This is a genomic window from Paracoccus sp. (in: a-proteobacteria), assembly GCF_030536915.1.
GTDB lineage: Bacteria > Pseudomonadota > Alphaproteobacteria > Rhodobacterales > Rhodobacteraceae > Paracoccus.
The window spans coordinates 1-24,362 of the sequence record NZ_JAUNPC010000003.1 but is presented as its reverse complement, the minus strand read 5'-3'; the positions used below and the strand labels follow the sequence as shown (position 1 = coordinate 24,362).

Below are 24,362 nucleotides of genomic sequence, written 5' to 3'. Positions count from 1 at the left end.
CATGGCCCGCTTCTTCATCAACCGGCCCATCTTCGCATGGGTCATTGCCATCATCATCATGGGCCTGGGCCTGCTGTCGGTCCTGCAACTGCCGGTTTCGCAGTATCCCTCGATCGCCGGCCCCTCGATCGTCATCAGGACGGCCTATCCCGGCGCCTCGGCGCAGACATCGGCCGACACCGTCGTCCAGCTCATCGAGCGCGAGATGACCGGCCTTGACGGGTTGCGGAATATCGAATCCTCGACGACCTCGACAGGCGGCGCGCAGATCACCCTCAGCTTCGAACTGGGCACCAACCCCGACATCGCGCAGGTGCAGGTCCAGAACAAGCTGGCGCAGGCCGAGGCCGGGCTGCCCGAGGCGGTGGCGCGCCAAGGCGTCACGGTCGAGAAATCGGCAACCGGCTTCCTGATGGTCGTGGCGCTGGTGTCCACCGACGGGACGCGCAGCGCCATCGACCTTGCGGACTACCTCAACTCGTACATGGTCGAGCCGATCTCGCGGATCGACGGCGTGGGCAGCGTGCAGGTCTTCGGGTCGGAATACTCGATGCGGATCTGGCTGGACCCGACCAAGCTGAAATACTATGATCTGACGCCGGCGCAGGTGGTGGGCGCGATCCGCGCCCAGAACGCCCAGATTTCCGCGGGCGCCTTTGGCGCGATGCCCGCGCCTGCGGGCCAGCAACTGAACGCCACGATCACCGCGCAGTCGCTGCTGCGGACGCCCGAGGATTTCGAGCGCATCGTCCTGCGGGCCGACACGGACGGCGGGCTGGTCCTGCTGCGCGACGTGGCCCGCGCCGAGCTTGGGTCCGAGAACTACGAGATCGAGGGCTTCTACAACGGCCAGTCCTCCTCGGGCCTTGCGATCCAGCTTGCCTCGGGCGCGAACGCGCTCGACACGGCGGAACTGGTCAAGGCGCGGGTGGCCCAGCTGGCCGAGTTCATGCCGGCAGGCGTGGAATATGTCATTCCCTATGACACGACGCCCTTCGTCCTGATCTCGATCGAGGCGGTGGTCCATACACTGATCGAGGCGATCATTCTGGTCGTCTTGGTGATGCTGATCTTCCTGCACAACTTCCGCGCGACGCTGATCCCCACGCTGGCGGTGCCGGTCGTGATCCTCGGCACCTTCGGGATCATGGCGGTGCTGGGATTCAGCATCAACACGCTGACGATGCTGGCGATGGTGCTGGCCATCGGCCTGCTGGTCGATGACGCCATCGTGGTGGTCGAGAACGTCGAGCGGATCATGCGCGACGAGGGCCTCGGCCCGGTCGAGGCCACGCGCAAGTCGATGGACGAGATCTCGGGTGCGCTGGTCGGCATCGGCATCGTCGTCTCGGCGGTCTTCGTGCCGATGGCCTTCTTCGGCGGCTCGACCGGCGAGATGTACAAGCAGTTCGCCGTCACCATCGTCTCGGCCATGATGCTGTCGGTCTTCATCGCCCTGACCTTCACGCCCGCGCTTTGCGCCACGATGCTGAAGCCGCATCACCACGGCCATTCGTCCGGCCGCCGGATGGGCGCAATGGCCTGGCTCGGCAGCCGCTTCAGCGACTGGTTCGAGCGGAACTTCGGCCGCGTCACCAACGGCTACATGGCCATCGTCCGCAGCACGACGGCGCGTCCGTGGCGGATGATGATCGTCTATGGCCTGTTGCTGGCCGGCATGGTGTTCATGTTCCAGCGCACCCCCACCGCCTTCCTGCCCGACGAAGACCAGGGCGCGATCATGACCATCGTGCAGGCCCCGACCGGCACCACCGCCGAGGCGACCGAGGCGGTGATGGACAAGGTCTCGGAGTATTTCACCACGGCCGAGGCCGAGAATGTCGAATCCGTCTTTGCCGTGCGCGGCTTTTCCTTTGCGGGGCAGGGGCAGAACATGGGCATGATGTTCGTCCGCCTGAAGGACTGGGAGGAACGGGCCGATCCGGAACGCTCGGCCCAGGCCATCGCCGCGCGCGCCTTCGGTCCGCTGATGGGCGGCATCCGCGAGGCCATAGTCATCCCGATCGTCCCCCCCGCAGTGTTGGAACTCGGAAACGCCAGCGGCTTCTCGGCCTACCTGACGGCCTCGGCTGGCCAGTCGCACGAGGAACTGCTGGAAGCGCGCAACATGCTGCTGGGCATGGCAAGCCAAAGCCCGGTGCTGACCGCCGTGCGCCCCAACGGGGTCGAGGACGCGCCCCAGTTCGAGCTGAACATCGACTGGGCCAAGGCCGGGGCGGTGGGCGTGACCGCGACCGATGTGGGCTCGTTCCTGGCGACGGTCTGGTCGGGCGCCTATGTCAACGACTTCATCTACGAAGGCCGCATCAAGCGCGTCTATGTGCAGGGTGAACCATGGGCGCGCAGCGCGCCGCGCGACCTGGAACTGTGGCGCATCCAGAACGCCAACGGCGAGTTCGTCGATTTCTCGACCTTCGCCACGCAGGACTGGATCTATGGCCCCCAGCAGGTCAAGCGCTACAACGCGCAGGCGGCGATGGCGATCGACGGGATGCCCGCGCCGGGCTATTCGACCGGCGACGCCCTGGCCGAGATGGAGCGGCTGGCGGCCGAGCTTCCCCCCGGCTTCAGCCTGCAATGGACCGGCCTTTCGCTGGAGGAGAAGGAAGCGGGCGCGGGCGCCTATGCGCTTTACGCGCTGGCGCTGGCGACGGTGTTTCTGTGCCTTGCCGCGCTTTACGAAAGCTGGACCATCCCGATCGCGGTGCTGCTGGCGATGCCGGTGGGTGTCCTTGGCGCCCTGATCGGCGCCTGGGTCGGCGGGCAGGAGAACGGCGTCTACTTCCAGGTCGGCCTGCTGACCGTCGTGGGCCTGACCGGCAAGAACGGCATCATGATCGTCGAGTTCGCGCGGGAACGGATGGATTCCTTCCGCGAGGACGCGGTCACCGCCGTGCGCACCGCCGCGCGGCTGCGGCTGCGGCCCATCGTGATGACCTCGCTGGCCTTCGGGCTGGGGGTGCTGCCGCTGATCCTGTCCTCGGGGGCGGGGGCGGGCGCGCGCCACGCCATCGGCTATCCTGCGTTCTTCGGCACCTTCACCGGGACCGCGCTGACGCTGATCTTCGTGCCGGTCTTCTTCGTGATCGTCACCCGGCTGTTCACGCGCAAGCGGATGCCGGCGGAAGCGCCCGCCACCTGAGGCGCTGCCGATGAGAGGCCCCGTTATGGACGGGGCCTTTTCATTCAGGCCACCTGGAATCGAAACGGCCGCCGCAGGGGTCCTGCGGCGGCCGTTCGTCGATGGGGCGGGGATCAGCGGATCGGGTTGCGGTAGATCATCCGCCGGACCGAGCCGGTCTTGGACCGCATCAGGATCGTTTCCGTCTCGATGAAGTTCGGCTCGCGCCGCAGGCCCTTGACGATGGACCCGTTGGTGACGCCGGTGGCGGAAAAGATCACGTCCGCCGTCACCATCTCGTCGCGGGTATAGATGCGGTTCAGGTCGGTGATCCCGGCCTTGGCGGCGCGGCCGCGTTCGTCGTCGTTGCGGAACAGAAGCCGGCCCCAGATCTGCCCGCCCATGCATTTCAGCGCGGACGCGGCCAGCACGCCCTCGGGCGCCCCGCCCGAGCCCATGTACATGTCGATGCCGGTCTTGTCGGGTTCCGCCACATGCATGACGCCCGCCACGTCGCCGTCGGTGATCAGGCGGATCGCGGCGCCGGTGGCGCGGACTTCGGCGATCATCGCCTCGTGGCGCGGGCGTTCCAGGATGCAGACGGTGATGTCCTCGGGCTTGACGCCGCCGGCCTGGGCCAGCGCATGGACCCGTTCCGTGGGGGTCATGTCGAGGCTCACCACGTCCGTGTCATAGCCCGGACCCACGGCCAGCTTGTCCATGTAGACGTCGGGCGCGTGCAGCAGCGTGCCGCGCGGGGCCATGGCGATCACGGTCAGCGCGTTCGGCATGTCCTTGGCGGTCAGGGTGGTGCCTTCCAGCGGGTCCAGCGCGATGTCCACCTCGGGGCCGTCGCCGCTGCCGACCTCCTCGCCGATGAACAGCATCGGCGCCTCGTCGCGCTCGCCCTCGCCGATGACGACGACGCCGCGGATGTCCAGCTTGTTCAGCTGGTCGCGCATGGCGTTCACGGCGGCCTGGTCGGCGGCCTTCTCGTCGCCGCGCCCGATCAGCCGGGCAGAGGCATGGGCCGCGGCCTCGCTGACGCGGGCGAGGCCCAAGGACAGCATCCGGTCGTTGAAATCGGTGGTAGAGGCGCTCATCGGTCGTTCCTTCGCTGGCCGTTTGCAGGCGCTCTTAGGCCCGGCCCGTGGTTCCGTCCAGCCTGTGGGCGCTAACAGATACAAATGAGGACAATCAGTCCGGCGACAGTTCCAGTGCCAAGGCGTGGATGCGGGGCACGATGTCCCCCAGTGTGCGGTTGACCAGCCGGTGCTGTTCCACCCGGCCAAGCCCCCTGAAGCGGGGCGAGGCCATGCGGATGCGGAAATGCGTCTGCCCGCCCTCGCGCCACCCCCCGTGACCGCGGTGCTGTTCGCTTTCGTCGATGACCTCAAGCCGCGTCGGCTCGAGTTCTTTCAGGCGTGCCTGCATCTCTTCGGCGATAGTCTGCTGCATTTCCAGGCTCTCCCCCTTTTTCTTCCGGTGAAATGACCTACACTCCCGGTCCCGAGTCGAAAAGCAGGCCATTCATGACCAACAGCGACCCGTTCGGTTTCGATATCTCCGCCGCCTCGGACAAGAAGCGGCGGTCCAAGGGCCGACGCGGGATGTCCGGCGCCTTCGAGACCTCGACCCGCAGGTGCGACAAGGCCGGCTGCACCCAGCCGGGCCAGTATCGCGCGCCGAAGTCGCCCAAGCAGCTGGACGACTATTACTGGTTCTGCAAGGACCATGTGCGGGAATACAACACCAACTGGAACTACTTCCAAGGCCAGTCCGAGGCCGAGTTCCAGGAGTTTCTGGACAATGCCACCGTCTGGGAACGCCCGACCCGCCCCTTCGGCCGGGCCACGCAGGAACAGGCCTGGGCCCGCCACGGCGTCAGCGACCCGCTGGAGATCCTCGGCGCCAACGGCACCAACCCCGAGGCCCGGCTGCGCGCCACCCGCAAGCTGCCGCCCACCGAACGCCGCGCCTTGGAAATCCTTGACGCCAAGGACAGCTGGACCAAGCAGGAAATCCGCAAGCAGTACAAGTCGCTGGTCAAGGACCTGCACCCCGACATGAACGGCGGCGACCGTTCCGACGAGGACCGCCTGCAGGAGGTCGTCTGGGCCTGGGACCAGATCAAGGACAGCCGCAGCTTCAAGGACTGAGGCCGAGGCCGCGCCGGTTGCGCTGGCCCGCCCCAAGCCGGGGATTTCGCACCCCCATCGTCCTATGCGACAATCCCGCGGGAGATTCATGACCGTCCGTAGCCATGAGGGCATCGTTCGGGCGCCCCGGTGTATCCTCGCGGCCGGCGAACGCCCGGAAAACGGTTCGGTCGAGCGTTTTCAGCCAGCGGAGACCCAAGCCCAAGGCGGCGCGGACAGCCCGTTCTTCGGGCGCATCTCTTCACATCGCCGGGACGGCCGCCTTCCCGGCCTTGCGCCCGCGGCGGGCCTTCGCGACAAGCACGGGCATGACTGCCTTCCTGAATGTCGAATGCTCGCTGACCGGGCGGCGCTGGACCGGCCCCGATCCTGCCGGGGAACGGATTGCCGAAGGGCTGGCGCAGGCGGCGGGCCTTCCGCTGCCCGTGGCCCGCGTCCTTGCCGCCCGCGGCGTCACGCCCGAGGACGCGCCTGGTCATCTCGATCCGCGCCTGCGCGACCTGCTGCCCGATCCCCTGCGCCTGCGCGACACGGACCTTGCCGCCGAGCGGCTGGTCGCCGCCGTCACATCGGGCGAGCGCATCGCCGTCTTCGCCGACTATGACGTGGACGGCGGGGCCTCGGCGGCGCTGATCCTCTGCTGGCTGCGCGCGCAGGGGCGGGACGCGACGCTTTATGTCCCCGACCGCATCGACGAGGGCTATGGCCCCAATGTCCCCGCCATCGACCGGCTTGCGCAGGATCACGGGCTGATCGTCTGCGTGGACTGCGGCACGCTCAGCCACGAGGCGCTGGCCGTCGCCCGCGGCCGTGCCGACGTGGTCGTGCTGGACCACCATCAGGGCGGCGAGACCCTGCCGCCCGTGCTGGCCGTGGTGAACCCGAACCGCGCGGACGAGGACGGCGCGCTGGGCCATCTCTGCGCGGCCGGGGTGGTCTTCCTGACGCTGGTGCAGGCCAACCGCGTCCTGCGCGGGCAAGGGGCGCCCGAGCCCGACCTGATCCCGCTGCTCGATCTGGTGGCGCTGGCGACGGTGGCCGACGTGGCCCCGCTGGTGGGCGTGAACCGCGCCTTCGTGCGGCAGGGGCTTGCGATCATGGCCCGCCGCGCAAGGCCGGGGCTGGTCGCGCTGTCGGATGTGGCGCGGCTGGACAGCGCGCCCTCGGCCTTTCACCTGGGCTTCCTGCTGGGGCCCAGGATCAACGCGGGCGGGCGGGTGGGGCGGGCGGACCTGGGCGCGCGCTGCCTCAGTTCCACGGACCCGGCCGAGGCCGGGGCGCTGGCGCTGGAACTCGATGCGCTGAACCGCGAGCGGCGGACGATCGAGGGCATGGTGCGCGAGGCCGCGCTGGCCCAGGCCGAGGCGCGCGGCGATCCCGTGCTGTCCTGGGCCGCGGGCGAGGGCTGGCATCCGGGCGTCGTCGGCATCGTCGCCGCGCGGCTGAAAGAGGCGACCGGCCGGCCCTCGGTGGTGATCGGCATCTCGGGCGGCGTCGGAAAGGGCTCGGCCCGCTCGGTGCCCGGCGTTGACCTTGGCCGCGCCATCCAGCGGCTTGAGGCCGAGGGGCTGATCACCCGCGGCGGCGGCCACGCCATGGCAGCCGGTCTGACGGTCGAGCCGGCGTTGATACCCGCGGCGATGGCGCGTTTGTCCGAACTTGTCGCGGGCGCGGTGCAGGGGCAGGGCGGGGACGCGCTGCGCATCTCGGGCCTGCTGGACGCCCGCGCCGCGACGCCTGACATGATCGAGGCGCTGGACCGCGCCGGTCCCTTCGGCGCGGGCGCCCCTGCGCCCCGCTTCGCGCTGTCGGGCCAGATCATCGAGCGCGCCGACACGATGGGCGAATCCCACCTGCGCCTGCGCGCCCGCAGTCCTGGGATGGCCGCCTTGGACGCCGTTGCTTGGGGCGCGATGCAGGGGCCGCTCGGCCCGGCGCTGCTGACGGCAAGGGGACGGCGCCTTCATCTCGCGGGGAAGCTCGAACTGTCGATCTGGGGAGGGCGCCAGCGTGTGCGCCTGCGTCTGGATGACGCCGCCGAGGCCCCGTGACGCCTTGCGGTGAATTTTGCCAAGGCAATTTTTTCTGCTTGCAGCCGTCAGGAGGATTGCCTAGATACCGCTCCACGCCGCGCAGCCAAGGCTGCAGAGGCGCCAAAGGTGGCCCGTTCGTCTATCGGTTAGGACGTCAGGTTTTCAACCTGAAAAGAGGGGTTCGACTCCCCTACGGGCTGCCACTTTCCCTTTATGACAAGAAGCTGGCCGTTCATGCTGCGGTCCTTGGCGATCTGGTTGCCGAAGGCGGCAAGGGTTCCGCTGTCGGTTCAGGTCAGGTGCCGTTCGCCGGGATTCATCTGTCCTGTCCACAGCATCGAACACCGGCGGGCTCATGTGGCCGGGGTGGCCATGAACGAGGGCAATGGCCCCCCGCTTCCCGGGTCAGGCTGAAAAGCCGCGTCCGGCACCCAGCGCGGGGTCACGCGGCGGCCGGGGCAGGGTGATCGAGGGGTCGCCCCCGCCTTCCTGCATGTCCGGGGTGACACCGCCCGGATAGGCGCCGACCACGGCGAAATCGTCGCTCTGGCCGCGGTTGCAGTGGGCCAGCCCGGCGGGGATCACCACCACGTCCCCCGCCTCGATCCGGTGGATCTCGCCAGAAGGGCCGCCAAGCTGGATGTCGGCCCAGTCCGCGTAGCAGCCCAGCGCCTCATGCGTCGTCGCGTGGTAGTGGTGGAAGTCGTGGACGCCGTTCCGCCAGGCGCCGGTCCAGCCGTTCGCCGCAAACCTGTTCTCGAACCACGCGGGGCGGGGCTCGCCCACGCCCTTGTGGACGACCGGCGCGGTCATCGGCGCAGCCGCGCGATCAGGGACGAGGTGTCCCAGCGGCCGCCGCCCATCCCCTGGACGTCCTTGTAGAACTGGTCCACCAGCGCGGTGACGGGCAGGCTCGCCCCCGTCTCGTCGGCGGTCGCAAGGCAGATGCCGAGGTCCTTGCGCATCCAGTCCACCGCGAAGCCGAAGTCGTATTTCCCCTCGGCCATCGAGGCATGGCGGTTCTGCATCTGCCAGCTTCCGGCGGCGCCCTGGCTGATGACCTCGACCACCTCGGGGATCGACAGCCCGGCGCGTTCGGCGAAGTTCAGCGACTCGGCCAAGCCCTGCACCAGCCCGGCGATGGCGATCTGGTTGCACATCTTGGTCAACTGCCCGGCACCCGACGGACCCATCAGGCGGCAGATGCGGGCATAGGCGGCCATCACCGGCTCGGCACTGGCGTAATCCTCGGGCGTGCCGCCGCACATGATGGAAAGCTGCCCGTTCTCGGCCCCCGCCTGACCGCCCGAGACCGGCGCGTCCACGAAGCCGAGGCCAGCCGCCCGCGCCACCACCGCCAGCTCGCGCGTGACCTGTGCCGAGACGGTGGTGTGATCGACGAAGACCGCGCCCTTGGCCATGCCTGCGAAGGCGCCGTCCTCGCCGGTGCAGACCTGCCGCAGGTCATCATCGTTGCCGACGCAGGCCAGCACGAACTCGGCCCCCTTGGCGGCGGCGCGGGGCGTCGTCGCGTGGCGGCCCTTGTGGCGGCTGGACCAGGCCTCGGCCTTGGCGGCGGTGCGGTTGTAGACGGTGACCTCATGCCCCGCAGCGGCAAGATGCCCCGCCATCGGAAAGCCCATCACGCCCAGTCCCAGGAATGCCACCCGCGCCATCGATCCCTCCGGTCTGCCGCGTTGAAAAGCCGCGGCCGCTGCCCTATCAGCCTTGCACATTCCATTGCCCCGGCGCCCCGGTCAACCGGCGCCCGCCGATTTCAAGGACGTTCCCCGCCCATGCTTTCGCTGTTTCGCTGGCTGGTCCGGCTGACCATCGGCCTGATGATCGGGTTCGTGGCGGCGGTGGTGCTGGCATGGTATTTCGCCGTCCGCTCGCTGCCCGACTATGACGCGCAATTCGCGCTGGAGGGCCTGCGCGCGCCGGTCGAGATCGTGCGGACGACCGAGAACGTCCCCCATATCCTTGCCGCGACCGACCACGACGCCTTCTTCGCGCTGGGCTTTGCCCATGCGCAGGACCGGCTGTTCCAGATGGTGGTGTTGCGCCGGGCGGCGCAGGGGCGGCTGGCCGAGATGTTCGGCGAGCGCGCCTATGCCGCCGACGACCTGTCCCGCCGCCTTGGGCTGTGGCGGAACGCGCAGGCCTCGGTCGAGACGCAGGACGAAGCCACGCAGGCCGCACTGCTGGCCTATGCCGACGGGGTGAACGCCTGGGTCCAGCAGGTGAACGAAGGCGCACGGGGCCGCGGCGCGCCCGAGTTCTTCCTGCTGCCCGGCGACATCGCCTATTGGCAGCCGGCGGATTCGCTGGCGATCCTCAAGCTGGTGGCGGCAGGCGCCTCGGGCCAGATCCGGGCCGAGGTGACGCGGGCGCGGGTGTCGATTGCCGCCCCCCAGCGCGCGGGCGACCTGGTGGGCGCGGTAGGTGAGCCGCCCTTGCCCGGCTATGCCGCGCTGTTCGGCAGCGGCGCGCGTTTCGTCGCGCCGCCCGAAGGTCCGGCGCCGGACTGGTTCGATGCGCTGGTCGGCTATGTCGGCGTCGGTCCGGGCGCGACCGCCAATGCCTTTGCCGCCGCGGCCGATCGCACGGCGGCGGGGGCGCCCTTGCTGGCCAACGATCCCCATGTGGCGCTGACCGCGCCCTCGCTGTGGTATCTGGCGCGCATGGACCTGCAGGCGGGCAGCGTCATCGGCGGCACCATTCCCGGCATCCCGGCGATCCTGGCCGGGCGCAACCCCGGCCTTGCCTGGGGGCTGACCCCCGCCTGGGTGGACGACCAGGACATCGTGATGGAGGAGGTGCAGCCCGGCGCCCCCGACCGCTATCTGGGCGATGGCGGCTGGCGCGATTTCAGCACCCGGCACGAGATCATCCGCGTCCATGGCGCAAGCGACCGCCGCATCACCCTGCGCGAGACCGAGGCCGGCCCGGTCATTCCGCCGGCGCAGCTCGGTCTGGCCGGGGTGACGCCGGCGGGCCACGTCCCCGCGCTGCGCTGGACCGGGCTTTCGCCGGCAGACACCACCATGAGCGCGCTGGTCGCGCTGATGCAGTCGCCGGACCGGGCCGGGGCGCAGCGCGCCGTCCGCGGCATCGTCGCCCCGGCGGTCGAGGTGACGCTGGCCGACGAAGACGGCATCGCGCAGGTCCTTGCCGGCGAGATCCCGCGCCGCGCCGCCGGGCATCCGACGGCGGGGCGGATGCCCGCGCCGGGGCGCGATCCGGATGTCCGCTGGCTCGATCCGGTTGGTCCCGACGATCCGCTGCGCGCCACCGCGCTGTTGCAGGGCATGGTGGCCGCGACCGGGGCCGAGCGGGCGGTGGGCGCAGGAACCGCGCTGATCCCGCCGCCGGGCAGCACCGTGTCGGACGGTCCCGATCCGCAGGCCGCGCTGACGACCATCCCTGCCTCATCCTTCGATGAAACGAACCCTGCCGCCGACGCGGTTGAGGGCGCGGCCCGCCCCCCGAGCCTCGGGTATGACCGCGACGATCCGCTGCGCCTGTCGCGCCTGTCGCGGCTGCTTGCCTCGCGCGAGATCCATTCGCGCGACAGCTTCATCGACGCGCAGCTTGATACCGTCAGCCCGGCCGCCCGTGCGCTGCTGCCGATCGTCGGCGCCGAACTGTGGTTCACCGGCGACCCTGCCGCACCCGGCACGCCGGAACGCCAGCGGCAGGAGGCGCTGGCCCTGCTAGCCGAGTGGGACGGCAACATGAGCGAGCATCTGCCTGAGCCGCTGATCTATTCCGCCTGGATGCGGCATCTGCAGGAGCGGCTGATCCATGACGAGCTTGGCCCGCTGGCCGGCGAACTGGGGGGCAGGTTGCAGCCGGCCTTCATCGACCGCGTGTTCCGCGACACTGATGGCGCCTCGGCTTGGTGCGACGTGGCGCAGTCGGCCCCCGTCGAGGACTGCCCCACCATCGCCCGGCAGGCGCTGGACGCGGCCCTGATCGACCTGACGGCGCGCTTCGGGCCGGACGTGGAAAGCTGGCGCTGGGGCGACATCCATGTGGCGCGGCACGAGCATCCCGCCTTGGGCCGGATGCCGCTGCTTGGGTGGGTGGTCAGCCTCGTCCAGTCCACCTCGGGCGACGGGTCGAGCATCGCCCGCGCGCCCACGATGGGGGGCGGGACGAACCCCTGGGCCGCCGTCGGAGGGGCGGGCTATCGCGGCGTCTACGACCTCGCCGACCCGGACAGCTCGGTCTTCGTGATCGCCACCGGGCAGTCAGGCCACCCGCTGTCGCGCCATTACGACGACCAGGCCGAACGCTGGCGGCGGGGCGAATATGTGGCGATGTCGCTGGACCCGACGCTGGCGCGGGCAGGTGCGGTGGGGGTGACGGTGCTGCGGCCCGCTTCCTGAACAAGCGGGACAAGGTTTTCGCGCCGTCGTGGAAAGGCATGGGGCGAGGGGCAGGGCGCCTTGGAACTGCATGGCAGGGCCGGGGACCAGCGCCACCTCGGGCTTCGTCCCGTCTCACGGCAAGCGGTTCACCGGACCGTTTGCCGTGAGCCCGCCCCGAGGATATTCGGAACCGTCCGAACTCCGGCCGCAAGCGCCCGGAGCCGGCAGGAGATCGCGTCAGACCGCCCTCTTCAGCGCCTCGACCAGATCCGTGCGTTCCCAGCTGAAGCCGCCGTCCGCTTCCGGCGCGCGGCCGAAATGGCCATAGGCGGCGGTGCGGCGATAGATCGGGCGGCACAGGTCCAGCTTGTCGCGGATGCCCTTGGGCGTCAGGTCCATGACCTCGCCCACGGCGCGCTCGATTTCCGCGTCGGAAACCTTGCCGGTGCCGAAGCTGTCGGCATAGATCGACAGCGGCGCCGCGACCCCGATCGCATAGCTGAGCTGGATCACGCAGCGTTCCGCCAATCCCGCCGCGACCACGTTCTTGGCGAGGTAGCGCGCGGCATAGGCGGCCGAGCGGTCCACCTTGGTCGGGTCCTTGCCCGAAAACGCGCCGCCGCCATGCGGGGCCGCGCCGCCATAGGTGTCCACGATGATCTTGCGCCCCGTCAGCCCGGCGTCCCCGTCGGGCCCGCCGATCACGAAGGTGCCGGTCGGGTTGACGTGCCACACGGTGTTTTCCGTCAGCCAGCCCCGGGGCAGCACCTCGCGCACATAGGGTTCCACGATGGCGCGGATGTGGTCCGAGGTCTGCGCCTCGTCCTTGTGCTGGTGGCTGACGACGATCTGCGTGACCTCGACGGGCTTGCCATCCTCGTAGCGCAGGGAAAGCTGCGACTTGGCGTCGGGACCGAGGGTCGGTTCGGCGCCCGACTTGCGCGCCTCGGCCAGCCGGCGCAGGATCGCATGGGCATACTGGATCGGTGCCGGCATCAGTTCGGGCGTCTCGTTGACGGCGTAGCCGAACATGATCCCCTGGTCGCCCGCGCCGCCGGTCTGGACCCCGCCCCAGATATGGGCGGACTGTTCGTGCAGGAAGTTCAGGACATGGCAGGTGTTCCAGTGGAACTTTTCCTGCTCATAGCCGATGTCGCGGATGACCCCGCGGGCGATCTCGGGGACGTCGCCCATGACCTCGGCCAGCCGGCCCTCGTCCTTCAGGCCGATCTCGCCGCCGATCACCACGGTCGCGGTGGTGGCGAAAGCCTCACAGGCGACGCGGGCCTCTGGTTCCTCGGCCAGCAGCGCGTCGAGAACCGCGTCAGAAATCTGGTCGCACAATTTGTCGGGATGCCCTTCCGAGACGGACTCGGAGGTGAAAACGTAATTCTGACGGGACATGAACGCTCCATTGGGATCAAGACCGCGCCACGCCAGGAAGCCGTTGTGGGGGTCATGCGCGGGCCTACGCGAGCGGCCCGGTCGCGTCAATGCCTGCGCCTGCGGACGATGGAGAGCCAGCCCATCGCCAGCGCCATCAGCGCCAGCATCGGCGCATCGCCCCAGCGCCACCACAAAGTCGGGGGCAGCGCGCCCGGCAGCCGCGCGTCGATGATGCCCGCCCGGTCCAGCGGCAGGGTGGCCCGGACCTCTCCGCGCGCGTCGATCACCGCCGAGACGCCGGTGTTGGCCGCGCGCAGCACCGGCAGGCCCGACTGGATTGCCCTAAGCCGCGCCTGCGCCAGATGCTGATAGGGGCCGGACCAGGCGCCGAACCAGGCGTCGTTGGTGACCTGCAGGATCCACTCGGGGCGCTGGCCGCGCATGAGGTGACGCTCGAAGATCGTCTCGTAGCAGATCATCGGCTGGAAGGGGGGCAGGCCCTCCAGCGCCAGCACCTGCGGGCCGGGGCCGGAACTGTAGCCGTTGCCGTATTGCGCCGCGAAGGCGGTGATGCCGAAGCGCGCCAGCGCATCGCCCCAAGGAATGTATTCGCCGAAGGGGACAAGGTGGAACTTGTCGTAGATCGCACCGATGCGCGCGTCGGCGGTGAATTCGGCGAGGCTGTTGAACCAGGCCGAGCCTTCGCTGCGCTGGATGCCGGTGATGGTGGTGGCGCCCGAGGCGGCGGCGATGTCGGTCAGCAGGGGCTGGGCGTCCTCCAGCAGGAAAGGCACTGCCGTTTCGGGCCAGACCACGGCATCGGGCCGCCCGGTCCCGAGTTCGGGCTTGAGCGGCAGCGCCGAAAAGCTGGTCAGGCGCTCGTAGAAGACGGGCGCCCACTGTGGGCTCCACTTCAGGGTCTGGTCGGCGTTCGGCTGGACCAGGCGGATGATCCGGGGCTGGTCGGCGGGCAGGGCCTGGTTCAGGCGGGCAAGGCCCGCGAACCACGCCGCCCCGATCAGCATCGCCGCATTGCCAAGGCCGGGAAGCAGGGCCGCCGGCCAGTTCGGTCCGCGCGAGGGCCGCGTCCCGAGGACGATCAGCAGCGCCGCGCCCATGGTCAGCGCCGAAAGGCCCATGGCCCCGAACCACGCCGCGACCTGGCCGGCCGGCGTGTCGATCCAGACATGGCCGGTCAACGCCCAGGGAAAGCCGGTGAAGATCCAGCCCCGCAGCCAGTCCGAGACCAGAATCGCCAGCGCCAGGGCCGCCGCGCGGCTGCGCCGGTCCCGGCCCGACCGATGCGCGATCCATGCCGGAACTGCCCAGAACAGCCCGCCTCCCAGCGCCATGAGGATCAGGGCAAAGGGCGACATCCAGCCGTAGATCTCGGCTTCGACAAGGAACGGCTGGGTGATCCAGAACAGCGCCAAGGCGAAATGCCCCGTGCCGAAAGCCAGCGCCCGCAAGCCGGCGGCACGGGCAGAGGCCACCCCCGACAGGCGCCACAGCATGGCGGCCAGCGCAAGCAGCGTCAGCGGCCACAGCCCCCACGGGGCCTGACCGGTGGCGGCAATGACGCCGATGGCGAAGTCGGCCGTGATCCGCCCGGCCATTGCGATCCCGCCGGGGCGCGCAACGGCCTTGGCAGGCGGCCCGGCGGCCCGCTGCATCCCTTCCGTCAGGCCTGCGGAGCCGAGTCCGAGACCCGGTCCGCTTGGGTCTGGTCAACCTCGGGCTGGGGCGGGTCGGCCTGATCGGACTGCGGACCGGAAACCGCATCGTCCCCCGCCCGGCCGGCCTCGGCGCGTACTGGCCCTTCCACCGGAACATCTGCTGCCGCCTCGGGGCGGCGAGCATCGGCATCTTCCCGTTCTGCCGGTGCGTCCCGGCTGTCGGCGGATGCTTCCTGGACAGTCAAGGCGTCCGAGGGGCTTGCGGCCTCGTCGATGCTGGGGGTCGTGACCTTTCCGGTCCCTGCATCCCGCCCGTCTTCGGCTGCGGGCGTTTCTGCAGGTTCGGCGGGGGCTTCGGACTGCGGGGCCGCGCCGGTCCCGGCGTCTTCGGCGCCTGCGTCAGTCTTGGCGGGCTTTCGGCGGCTGCGGGTCGCACGGGGCTTTGCGACAGGCTTGGCCTGCCTTGCTGGCTTGGCCTTGGTCGCCGGGGCTTCCGCGTCACCCTCGGGCTCAGCGGTGCCCGACGGCGCCTCCTGCGCGGGGGCATCTGCGGCAAGCCCGCTTTCAAGCGCAACCTCGGTCGCCGGGGCCTCGGTTCCCGCTTCGGCCTCCGCCTTGACCGGGTTTGCGCTTTCCGCGACCGCGTCAAGCGCCTGATCGTCGGACGGCGCCTCTTTGACGGCCCGCGTCGACCGGCTGCGGCGGGACCGCGTGCGCTTGGGGGAGGCGGCCGTATCGGCCTCGCCATTCCCCTCCGCGTTGCGAGAGGCGGCCGCCTCTTGCCCGTCCGCTTCCGCCTCTTTCGCCTGTTCGCGCGGCGGGTCCTCGCTGCGCGGCGGCGCATTGGTCATGCGGGCATCGGTCACGGCCAGGGCGTCGCTGAAGCTGGTCAGCAGGAAGTCGGGCGTATGGTCGCCCATGCCCGTCACCGCCGGACCCCGGTCGCGGTCCCGGGGACGCCGGTCGTCGCGGCGTTCCTCGCGCGCAGGCTCGCGCCGCTCGTCCCGGTGATCGCGGCTGCGGTCCTCGCGCTCCTCGCGGGCGCCGTTGCCTGCGGGTTTGCGGCTTTCGCCCGTGGCGGTGGCCCTAGGCTCTTGGGGTGCAGGGCTTTCGCTCACCTCCGCCTTTTCCCGGGCCGGCTCATCCCGCGACGCCCCGCGGCGAGAGCGCGTGCGGGTCGGCGCACCGCGCTGGTTGCCGCGCTCGGACACGGGGCGGGGCGGCTTCTGGGCCGCGTCGGAAAGCTGGAAGCCTTCGGGCACAGGGGCGCGGGGCAGGGTCTGCTTCACCAGCCCCTCGATCGCCGACAGGTATTTTTCATCCGCCGGCGTGCCGATGGAAATGGCCGTGCCCTCGCGTCCCGCCCGGCCGGTGCGGCCGATGCGATGGACGTAGTCCTCGGCATGGCTGGGCAGGTCGAAGTTGATGACATGGCTGACCGCCGGGATGTCCAGCCCCCGCGCCGCCACGTCCGACGCCACGAGGAAGCGCAGCGTGCCTTCACGGAAGCCGTCCAGCGTGGCCGTCCGCACGCGCTGGTCCAGGTCGCCGTGGATGGGTGCTGCGTCATAGCCATGCGCCTTCAGCGACTTGGCGACGATGTCCACGTCGGTCTTGCGGTTGCAGAAGATGATGGCGTTCTTGAGGCTCTCGCCTTCGGCGTCGATCAGGGCGCGCAGCAGTTCGCGTTTCTGCTTGGCGCTCTGGTCGCGGCGGGTGGGCGTGATCTCGACCAGCTTCTGGGTGATCGTTTCCGAGGTCGTGGCCTGGCGTGCGACCTCGATCCGCTCGGGCGCGTGCAGGAAGGTGTTGGTGATCCGCTCGATTTCCGGCGCCATGGTGGCCGAGAAGAACAACGTCTGCCGGGTAAAGGGGGTCAGCTGGAAGATCCGCTCGATATCCGGGATGAAGCCCATGTCCAGCATCCGGTCGGCCTCGTCCACGACCATGATCTGGACGCCCGTCAGCAGCAGCTTGCCACGTTCGAAATGGTCCAGAAGGCGGCCGGGGGTGGCGATCAGCACGTCCACGCCGCGGTCGATCAGCTTGTCCTGTTCGCCGAAGCTGACGCCGCCGATCAGCAGCGCCTTGGTGAGTTTCGTGTGCTTGGCATAGGTGTCGAAGTTCTCGGCCACCTGAGCTGCCAGTTCGCGCGTCGGACACAGGACCAGCGAGCGCGGCATCCGCGCCCGCGCCCGGCCGCGGCCCAGCAGGGTGATCATCGGCAGCACGAAGCCGGCGGTCTTGCCGGTGCCGGTCTGGGCGATGCCCAGCACGTCGCGGCCTTCCAGGGCGGGCGGGATGGCGCCCGCCTGGATCGGCGTCGGATTCTCGTAGCCCGCCTCGGCAATGGCCTGCAGCACCTTGGGGTCGAGCTTGAGATCGGAGAATTTCGTCATCGGGGTCTTTCGAAAGGAGGTGTCGCTGTCCGACGCGCAAACCTGCGCGATAAGCGGGACGCGGCCTTCCATGCGCCCCTCGGTCGCCCGCCGGATGCGGGCCTCGCGCATCTACAGCCAAATGGGCCGCAGGTCAATTCAAACCGCGATCCGATGCAGGTGGGGGCCTGCTGCGGCCCTGTCAAGTTGCACCGGGGCGGGGGTTCGTTTCCCGGCGCGGTTGCGGCGGGCAGGCGGCTTCGCTATCGCAGGACGGACAGGATGAGAGACCCATGAATATCTTCGCCGACATCCGCGCGCTGGTGATCCAGGCGCTGACCGACATGACCGGACAGGGCAGGCTGCCCGCCGGCCTGGACTTCGCCGCCGTCGCGGTGGAACCCCCGCGCGACGCCGCCCATGGGGACATGGCCACCAATGCCGCGATGGTGCTGGCGAAACCCGCGGGCATGAAGCCGCGCGAGATCGCCGACCTGCTGGCCGCCCGCCTGACCGGCGACCCCCGCATCGCAAGCGCCGAGGTCGCGGGGCCGGGCTTCCTGAACCTGCGCCTTGCCCCCGGCATCTGGGCCGATGTCCTGCGCGCGGCCCTGTCCGCCCCCGGCGACTACGGCCGCGTGCCTGCAGGGAACGGCCCGCGCGTCAACGTCGAGTTCGTCAGCGCCAACCCAACCGGCCCGATGCACGTCGGCCACATGCGCGGCGCGGTCTTCGGCGATGCCTTGGCGAACCTGCTGCAGTTCGCAGGCGAGGACGTGACCCGCGAATACTACATCAACGACGGCGGCGCGCAGGTCGATGTGCTGGCCCGTTCCGCCTATGAACGCTACCGCGAGGCGCACGGGCAGGAGCCGCAGATCGCCGAGGGCCTTTATCCCGGCGACTACCTGATCCCCGTGGGCGAGGCGCTGAAGGCCCGTTTTGGTGACAGCCTGCTCGACAAGCCGGAATCCGACTGGCTGGCCGAGGTGCGCGGCTTCGCCACCGAGGCCATGATGCAGGTGATCCGCGAGGATCTGGACCTGCTGGGCGTCCGCATGGACGTCTATTCCTCGGAAAAGGCCCTTTACGGCACCGGCCGGATCGAGGCCGCCATCGACCGGCTGCGCGCCGAGGGGCTGATCTACGAAGGCACGCTGGAACCCCCCAAGGGCAAGACCCCCGAGGACTGGGAGCCGCGAAAGCAGACCCTGTTCCGGTCCACCGCCCATGGCGACGACGTGGACCGGCCGGTGAAGAAGTCGGACGGGTCATGGACCTATTTCGCCCCCGACATCGCCTATCACTGGGACAAGATCGACCGCGGCTTCGATCAGTTGATCGACATCTTCGGGGCCGACCACGGCGGCTATGTCAAGCGGATGCAGGCGGCGGTGTCCGCCCTGTCGAACGGCCGGGTGCCGCTGGACGTCAAGCTGATCCAGTTGGTCCGGCTGTTCAAGAACGGCGAACCCTTCAAGATGTCCAAGCGCGCGGGCACCTTCGTCACCCTGCGCGACGTGGTGGAACAGGCGGGCCGCGACGTCACCCGCTTCCACATGCTGACGCGCAAGAACGACGCCGCGCTGGACTTCGACTTCGACAAGGTACTGGAACAGTCCAAGGACAACCCCGTCTGGTATGTCCAATATGCCAGCGCGCGCATCAACAGCGTGTTGCGCCGGGCGGGCGAGATGGGCGTGGACATTTCCGACGCGGCGCTGGCGCAGGCGGTCGCGGACCTCGAACATCCCGCCGCGCAGGCCCTGGCCCGCCGGATCGCCGAATGGCCCCGCACCGTGGAAATCGCCGCCCGCGCGCATGAGCCGCATCGGATCGCCTTCTACCTTTATGACCTCGCGTCCGACCTGCATGCCTTGTGGAACCGCGGCAACGACGAGGCGACGCTGCGTTTCGTGCAGGATGGTGACATCGCCGCAACAGCGCCGAAAATCGCGCTTGCACGTGCAGTCGGCGTTGTCATTTCGGCCGGTTTCGCTATCTTGGGCGTCACGCCGGCACAGGAAATGCGCTGATCCAAGACGCATCCGGCCGGAAGGATGAGCGGCAACGAAAACCGGGGCTTACCCGGAACAGGCAGGACAGGATACGATGACGGTGGTGGATTTCCGCTCCGGCGGGTATGACGATGCACGCGGACCCCATGGGCGCGGCCAGCCCAACGCGTCCTTTCGGTCGCATGAATGGGATGAGGACTGGGATGACGCGCATCGCGCCATGGGGGCCGGGGCGCTGCCGCTCAGCGACCGCGACAGCGTGCTGGGCCGGGTCGCGCGGCTGACCCATTACCTTGGCGCGCTCGTGTCGGTCGTCCTGATGATCAGCCTGATGGTCTGGGGCTACCAGCTTGTCGTGCGCGATGTGTCGGGCGTCCCCGTCATCCGCGCGGTCGAGGGCGAAGCCCGGATCGCCCCCGACGAACCGGGCGGGATGCTGTCCGACCGCGCGGGCTTTGCCGTCAACGACGTGGCTGCCGGGGCCGAAAGCGCCCCGGTCGAGCGCGTGGCAATCGCGCCCGCGCCGACCGCGCTGAGCGGACAGGACGTCGCCATGGGCGAACTGGGCGTCGCGGCGCGCGAGGCCCCCGTCACCGACGAGGTGGTCGAGGAAAACGCCCTTCCGGTCGTGGCCATGTCCGATACCGAGTCCGCACGCCTTGCCCGGATCGCCGCCGAGGAGGAAGCCGCCGCCGGGGTGCCGGCCGTCGCGCCGTCCGAAGCGGATGCGGTTTCCGTCGCCGACGCCGTCACGGATGTGAATGGCCAGCCCACCACGGACACCGCCATCACCGCCGCGCTGGCCGAAGCCGGGGCAATGCCGTCGGTGACGACGCCCACCCGTCCCGCACCGCGTCCCCGTGTCGTTGCCGCGCTTGCGACGCCGGCAGCGGCGTCGCCCGCCGCGGCAGCCGAAACGCCTGCCCCGACCGATGCCACGCTGGCCGAGGCGCCGCGGGTCGCCTCGGGTTCGCCGCTGGTCCAGATCGGCGCCTTTGACAGCGACGCCATCGCCCACAGCGAGTGGAGCCGCGTGTCCGGCCGTTACGGCGACCTGTTCACCGGCAAGGCGCCCGTGGTGCAGCAGCACAAGGCCGGCGGCCGCACCTTCTACCGGCTGCGCATCGCCGGCTTTGAAACCCGCGACGAGGCGCGCAGGTTCTGCGCCGCGCTGATCGCCGCCGGCACCGACTGCATCCCCGCGGCGGCGCAGTGAGCCCTGGCACCCGGCCTGCACCGCCCCCGACGGGCGGGGCGAGGGCGCATGGCGCCACCATCCTGGGTGTCGAAGGGCTGGCGCTGGGCGCCGATGAGCGCGCCTTCCTGCGGGACGCCGATCCCTGGGGCTTCATCCTCTTTGCCCGCAACGTCGATCACCCCGACCAGTTGCGTCACCTGACTGCCGACTTGCGGGATGCGGTCGGCCGCGAGGCGGTGGTGATGGTCGATCAGGAGGGCGGCCGCGTCCAGCGCCTGCGCCCGCCGCATTGGACCGAATGGCCGCCCGCGATAGAAAGCGCCGCCGACGGCCGCCGGGCCGTCGAACTGCGCCACCGGCTGATGGGGCAGGAACTGCGCGCCGTCGGCATCGACGCGGACGCCGCCCCCTGCCTCGACATCGCGGATGCCGCCACCCATCCGTTTCTGAAGAACCGCTGCTTCGGCACGGACCCGGAAACCGTGTCCCTGCTGGGCCGCGCGGCGGCGGAGGGGTTGCTTGCCGCGGGCGTGCTGCCGATCGCCAAGCACCTGCCGGGCCATGGCCGGACGCGGGTGGACAGCCACCATGACCTGCCGGTGCTGGACGTGCCGCTGGATGAACTCGACGCCACCGACTTTGCCCCGTTCCGGGCGCTGAACGACCTGCCCATGGGCATGACCGCCCATATCCGGCTGACGGAACTGGACGACCGTCCCGCCACCGCCTCGCCTGCCGCGATCCGGCTGATCCGCCAGCGGATCGGCTTCCGGGGGCTGCTGATGAGCGATGACATCGGCATGAACGCCCTGACCGGCACCCCGGCCGAGCGCGCCTCGGCCGCCATCGCGGCGGGCTGCGACCTCGTGCTGGCCTGCAACCTCAGCCGCGCCGGCTTCGCGCAGGTCGCCGAGGCTGCGGGTCCCATGACCCATCAGGCCATGGCCCGCGCCGAGGCCGCGCTTGCGCGCCGGGCTGCGCCCGACCGGACCCCGGCCGCGGAACTGCAGGCCGAGCTTGCCGCGGTGCTTGCCGCCTGAAGCCCGGACCCTGAAAACAATCGCCGACGATTTCCAGCGAGGAAGGCCACAGAAGATGCCCGTCGCACAGGCGGCAGCGCCTCTTACCCCAGCCAGGAGCGCGCCAGCGCCGGCAGCGCCCCGAATCCATCCAGAACATGATCCGGCGCCAGCCGCGAGATCGCCGCGCCTTCCGGCCCGAAGCCGATCAGCGCCACGCGGACGCCCGCGGCCCGCGCGGTCTTCACGTCCGTCTCGGTGTCGCCCAGCAGGAACGAGTGCCGGACATCGCCGCCGGCCTGCTCGACCGCGGCCACATAGGGGCGGGGATCGGGCTTGCGGACCGGCAGGCTGTCCGCACCGATCATGCCGGTGAAATATTCGCGCACCTTCAGGGCGGACAGAAGCTTCTCGGCCAGGGCCGATGGCTTGTTGGTACAGATCGCCAGCCTGTAGCCTTGGGCGGCAAGCGCGGTTATGGCCTGCTCGGCGCCGTCGTAAAGGCGGGTCGAGTCGGCAAGGCAGCCGTCATAGAATTCGAGAAGCCGGGGGAAGTCGGTCTCTTCGGCATCCGGCGGCAGCAGCCTGTCGGCCGGCATCCGCGCATAGCCCGCGCGCAGCATGGCGCGGCCGCCGTGAAAGGCGATCCCCGCATCCGCCCTCGGGTCCAGCAGGCGGCCCAGCCCTCGGCTTTCGAAACAGGCATTGGCGGCGGCGATTAAGTCGGCCGCCGTGTCGGCCAGCGTCCCGTCCAGATCGAAGACCACCGTGCCGCGTTCGCCCTGCGCCATGTTTTCCGTAACCTTTCGACAAGTTCTGTGACCGCTGCGGCCCTTCCCGTTCCCGCTGCGCCTAGCTAGAAGGCCCGCAAAGATCAATGAAGCGAGGGTCGGATGACGGAACGGGCGGTTGCGCTGATCGTTCTTGCGGCGGGGCAGGGCAGCCGGATGCTGTCGGACCTGCCCAAGGTGCTGCACCGGCTGGGGGGCGTGCCGCTGGTCGGCCATGCGCTGGCCGCGGGCCGCAGTCTCGACCCCGAGCGGGTGATCGTGGTCGCGGGCCATGGGGCCGAGGCGGTGACGAAGGCCGTGGGCAAGCTCGATCCCGAGGCGGGGATCGCGATCCAGTCCGAACAACTGGGGACCGGCCATGCCGTGGCTCAGGCCCTGCCGCTGCTGGAGAGCTTCGACGGCAAGGTGGTCGTCCTTTACGGCGACACCCCCTTCATCGGCGAGGAGACGCTGGCCGCCCTGGTCAGCCATCCGGCGGATGTCGCGGTGCTGGGCTTCGAGGCCGCCGATCCCGGCCGCTACGGGCGGCTGGTCGCGCGAGGCGACAGGCTCGACCGCATCGTGGAGTTCAAGGACGCCGACGAGGCGACGCGGGCGATCCGGCTCTGCAACTCGGGCGTGATGGCGGTGGAGGCGGGCCTGTTGCGCGAGCTCGTGGGCCGCTTGGGCAACGACAACGCGGCGGGGGAATACTATCTGACCGACGTGGTCGGCCTCGCCCGCGCCGAGGGCCGCGATGCCGCGGTCGTGACCTGCGACGAGGCCGAGACGCTGGGGATCAACACCCGCGCCGAACTCGCCGCTGCCGAGATCGCCTTCCAGTCGCGCCGCCGGGCCGAGGCGCTTGGGAACGGCGTCGCCATGGCCGACCCTTCGACGGTCTGGTTCGCGCCCGATACCGTCATCGGCCGCGATGCGGTCATCGGCCAGAACGTGGTCTTCGGCCCCGGCGTCAGTGTCGAAAGCGGGGCCGAGATCCTGCCCTTTTGCCATCTGGAAGGCTGCCATGTCAGCGCGGGCGCCACCGTCGGCCCCTTCGCCCGGCTGCGGCCGGGGGCCGAGCTTGGCGGCGATGTCCATGTCGGCAACTTCGTCGAGGTGAAGAACTCGGTGCTGGCCGAGGGCGTCAAGGTCGGCCACCTGACCTATCTGGGCGATGCCGAGATCGGCGAGCGGACGAACATCGGCGCGGGCACGGTGACCTGCAACTATGACGGCGTCGGCAAGCACCGCACGGTGATCGGCGCGGATGCCTTTATCGGTTCGGACACGATGCTGGTGGCCCCTGTGCGGGTCGGCAACCGGGCGATGACCGGCTCGGGGTCGGTCATCACGGGTGATGTGCCGGACGAGGCGCTGGGGCTGGCACGCGCCCGGCAGGTGACGAAGCCGGGGCTTGCCGCAAGGATCATGCAGGCGCTTCGGGCAGCGAAGGGGAAAGCATAATGTGCGGAATCATCGGGATACTCGGCCGGAACCAGGTGGCGCCGCAACTGGTCGAGGCGCTGCGGCGGCTGGAATACCGCGGCTATGACAGCGCGGGCGTGGCGACCGTGGATGGCGAGGGGCAGCTGGACCGTCGCCGCGCCGTAGGCAAGCTGGTGAACCTGTCCGACCTGCTGGTGCTGGACCCGCTGGAAGGCCATGCCGGCATCGGCCACACCCGCTGGGCCACCCATGGCGCCGCGACCGAAGGAAACGCCCACCCGCACAAGCACGGCCCCGTCGCCGTGGTCCACAACGGCATCATCGAGAACTTCCGCGAGTTGCGCGCCGACCTTGCCGCCCATGGCATCGCCGCGCAGACGGAAACCGACACGGAAACGGTGGCCCTGCTGACCGGCCACCACATGGCGCAGGGCATGTCGCCGGTCGATGCCGTGCGCGCCACCTTGTCCCGTCTGCAGGGTGCCTTTGCGCTGGCCTTCCTGTTCGAGGGCGAGGCCGACCTGATGATCGGCGCCCGCAAGGGCAGCCCGCTGGCGCTGGGGCACGGGGATGGCGAGATGTTCCTCGGCTCGGACGCCATCGCGCTGGCGCCCTTCACCGACCGGATCACCTATCTGGAAGACGGCGACCATGTCGTCATCACCCGCGCGGGTGCCGCGATCTTCGACCGCGAGAACCGGCAGACCAGCCGCGACACCGCCCGCATCGACGTGGGCGCGACTGCCATCGACAAGGGC

Annotated in this window: 15 protein-coding genes, 1 tRNA gene, 2 pseudogenes and 1 riboswitch; of the genes and pseudogenes, 10 read left to right on the top strand and 8 right to left on the bottom strand. The window is 69.9% G+C overall.

Features of this window, described 5'->3' with window-relative positions:
* Position 1 precedes the first annotated feature (1 nt).
* Complete coding sequence (locus tag Q4F04_RS01190; protein WP_303368010.1) at positions 2-3,163, top strand: efflux RND transporter permease subunit; 3,162 nt, start codon at positions 2-4, stop codon at positions 3,161-3,163.
* A 113-nt stretch (positions 3,164-3,276) separates the two neighbouring features.
* Here the strand turns inward: Q4F04_RS01190 and glpX are convergent, their stop codons facing one another.
* Together glpX and Q4F04_RS01180 are read right to left on the bottom strand one after the other, a co-directional pair.
* Positions 3,277-4,245: a class II fructose-bisphosphatase gene (gene glpX, locus Q4F04_RS01185; protein WP_303368009.1), complete on the bottom strand. Its 969-nt coding sequence runs from the start codon at positions 4,243-4,245 to the stop codon at positions 3,277-3,279.
* Between the two features lie 94 nt (positions 4,246-4,339).
* Positions 4,340-4,600: a BolA family transcriptional regulator gene (locus tag Q4F04_RS01180; protein ID WP_303368008.1), complete on the bottom strand. Its 261-nt coding sequence runs from the start codon at positions 4,598-4,600 to the stop codon at positions 4,340-4,342.
* 74 nt (positions 4,601-4,674) lie between these two features.
* Between Q4F04_RS01180 and Q4F04_RS01175 the strand changes: the two genes are divergently transcribed.
* From Q4F04_RS01175 to Q4F04_RS01165, 3 genes are all read left to right on the top strand, one after another.
* Positions 4,675-5,301 (top strand): J domain-containing protein, encoded by a 627-nt coding sequence (locus Q4F04_RS01175; protein WP_303368007.1) that lies wholly within the window; start codon positions 4,675-4,677, stop codon positions 5,299-5,301.
* Between the two features lie 308 nt (positions 5,302-5,609).
* Complete coding sequence (gene recJ / locus Q4F04_RS01170) at positions 5,610-7,352, top strand: single-stranded-DNA-specific exonuclease RecJ (protein WP_303368006.1); 1,743 nt, start codon at positions 5,610-5,612, stop codon at positions 7,350-7,352.
* Positions 7,353-7,462: 110 nt separating this feature from the next.
* A tRNA-Glu gene (locus tag Q4F04_RS01165) sits at positions 7,463-7,537 on the top strand.
* 202 nt (positions 7,538-7,739) lie between these two features.
* Here the strand turns inward: Q4F04_RS01165 and Q4F04_RS01160 are convergent.
* Complete coding sequence (locus Q4F04_RS01160) at positions 7,740-8,147, bottom strand: cupin (RefSeq protein ID WP_303368005.1); 408 nt, start codon at positions 8,145-8,147, stop codon at positions 7,740-7,742.
* Positions 8,144-9,010 (bottom strand): NAD(P)-dependent oxidoreductase, encoded by an 867-nt coding sequence (locus Q4F04_RS01155; protein ID WP_303368004.1) that lies wholly within the window; start codon positions 9,008-9,010, stop codon positions 8,144-8,146. The genes Q4F04_RS01160 and Q4F04_RS01155 overlap by 4 nt, the downstream gene beginning before the upstream one ends.
* A 120-nt stretch (positions 9,011-9,130) precedes the next feature.
* On the opposite strand from Q4F04_RS01155, the gene Q4F04_RS01150 reads away from it, so the two are divergent.
* Positions 9,131-11,728, top strand: a complete 2,598-nt coding sequence (locus Q4F04_RS01150) for a penicillin acylase family protein (RefSeq protein ID WP_303368003.1) — start codon at positions 9,131-9,133, stop codon at positions 11,726-11,728.
* A gap of 219 nt (positions 11,729-11,947) precedes the next feature.
* Here the strand turns inward: Q4F04_RS01150 and metK are convergent, their stop codons facing one another.
* The 3 genes and pseudogenes from metK to Q4F04_RS01135 all read right to left on the bottom strand — a co-directional run.
* Positions 11,948-13,114 (bottom strand): methionine adenosyltransferase, encoded by a 1,167-nt coding sequence (gene metK / locus Q4F04_RS01145; protein WP_303368002.1) that lies wholly within the window; start codon positions 13,112-13,114, stop codon positions 11,948-11,950.
* Positions 13,115-13,117: 3 nt separating this feature from the next.
* Positions 13,118-13,169, bottom strand: a riboswitch (SAM-SAH riboswitch).
* Between the two features lie 31 nt (positions 13,170-13,200).
* Positions 13,201-14,769, bottom strand: a complete 1,569-nt coding sequence (lnt, locus tag Q4F04_RS01140) for an apolipoprotein N-acyltransferase (protein ID WP_303368001.1) — start codon at positions 14,767-14,769, stop codon at positions 13,201-13,203.
* Between the two features lie 884 nt (positions 14,770-15,653).
* Positions 15,654-17,171, bottom strand: a pseudogene (locus Q4F04_RS01135) (DEAD/DEAH box helicase); the annotation flags it as partial.
* Positions 17,172-17,443: 272 nt separating this feature from the next.
* On the opposite strand from Q4F04_RS01135, the gene argS reads away from it, so the two are divergent.
* From argS to nagZ, 3 genes are all read left to right on the top strand, one after another.
* Positions 17,444-19,186 (top strand): arginine--tRNA ligase, encoded by a 1,743-nt coding sequence (gene argS, locus Q4F04_RS01130; protein ID WP_303368000.1) that lies wholly within the window; start codon positions 17,444-17,446, stop codon positions 19,184-19,186.
* Between the two features lie 76 nt (positions 19,187-19,262).
* Positions 19,263-20,384 (top strand): SPOR domain-containing protein, encoded by a 1,122-nt coding sequence (locus Q4F04_RS01125; protein ID WP_303367999.1) that lies wholly within the window; start codon positions 19,263-19,265, stop codon positions 20,382-20,384.
* Positions 20,381-21,406, top strand: coding sequence for a beta-N-acetylhexosaminidase (nagZ, locus tag Q4F04_RS01120; RefSeq protein WP_303367998.1), 1,026 nt, complete (start codon positions 20,381-20,383; stop codon positions 21,404-21,406). The genes Q4F04_RS01125 and nagZ overlap by 4 nt, the downstream gene beginning before the upstream one ends.
* 83 nt (positions 21,407-21,489) lie before the next feature.
* Here nagZ and Q4F04_RS01115 read toward each other — a convergent pair whose 3' ends face one another.
* Positions 21,490-22,176: an HAD-IA family hydrolase gene (locus Q4F04_RS01115; RefSeq protein WP_303367997.1), complete on the bottom strand. Its 687-nt coding sequence runs from the start codon at positions 22,174-22,176 to the stop codon at positions 21,490-21,492.
* Between the two features lie 102 nt (positions 22,177-22,278).
* On the opposite strand from Q4F04_RS01115, the gene glmU reads away from it, so the two are divergent.
* Both glmU and Q4F04_RS01105 read left to right on the top strand, forming a co-directional pair.
* Positions 22,279-23,622, top strand: coding sequence for a bifunctional UDP-N-acetylglucosamine diphosphorylase/glucosamine-1-phosphate N-acetyltransferase GlmU (glmU, locus tag Q4F04_RS01110; protein WP_303367996.1), 1,344 nt, complete (start codon positions 22,279-22,281; stop codon positions 23,620-23,622).
* Positions 23,622-24,362, top strand: a pseudogene (locus Q4F04_RS01105) (glutamine--fructose-6-phosphate aminotransferase); the annotation flags it as partial. The gene glmU and the pseudogene Q4F04_RS01105, both read left to right, overlap by 1 nt.